This is a genomic window from Oleiphilus sp. HI0043, assembly GCF_001634935.1.
Genome location: NZ_LWEY01000210.1, coordinates 1 through 727 on the forward strand (window position 1 = coordinate 1; position 727 = coordinate 727).

The following is a 727-nucleotide window of genomic DNA, read 5'->3' on the forward strand; positions in this document are numbered from 1 at the left end:
CGCGCTGATCTGGCTGGATTGCTGACCTCGATTGAAAAAGGGGTACTGAACACTCACACCCGCTGAAAAGAAGTCGGCACGAGAAGACCCATCCATATTGTCGCCACTTCTCATGCCGTAGCTTAGCTCCACACCATAAGAGGGCTCCAAAGACTGCTCGGTCAAATTCACTTTGCTTTTTGCAATGTTAATTTTCTGATTTATCAAACGAATTTTTGGATGGTTTTGTAAGGAAGAAACAAGGTCGTTTGATTTAGCCAAAGTCAGTGTTGAAGTATCAAAAGATTCCAATTTCTTTGGCAATTGAGTACTCGTCAGCGTTTCGTTAGCGAGGGTATTAAGGCTATCCAGATTCTTTTGAAAACTTCGTCTTGCTTTGATCAAACGCTCTTCTAACTTGATGAGTTCGAGTTCCGCGCCAATCAGGTCGCTCTGATCCTTACTGCCAACTTCATATAATGATTGAATGAATTCATGTATTTGCTCTAGAAATACACGGTCTTCCGAAATGAGTTCAATGTTCTGCTGCCAAAACCAAGCTTCTAACCAAGCTTTTTCAATGCTTTGTTTACGCCCTATCCAGTAAGCTTCCTGCTTGACGGTCTGAAGACCCACTTTCTCCTGGTTAATATCTTCGCGCAGCGATAAGGTGTCGCCTTTGGGGAACATTTGTCTGACGCCTACCCGTAATTGGGTCATAGGCTCCTGATCAAATTCAAATGTGTCT

The 727-nt window shown here is 43.3% G+C and carries 1 protein-coding gene; it reads right to left on the reverse strand.

Translation table 11 applies throughout. The features are described 5' to 3' along the window. Positions 1-727, reverse strand: a 727-nt coding sequence (locus A3729_RS03460; protein ID WP_197475522.1) for a TolC family protein, incomplete at both ends; no start/stop codon positions are given.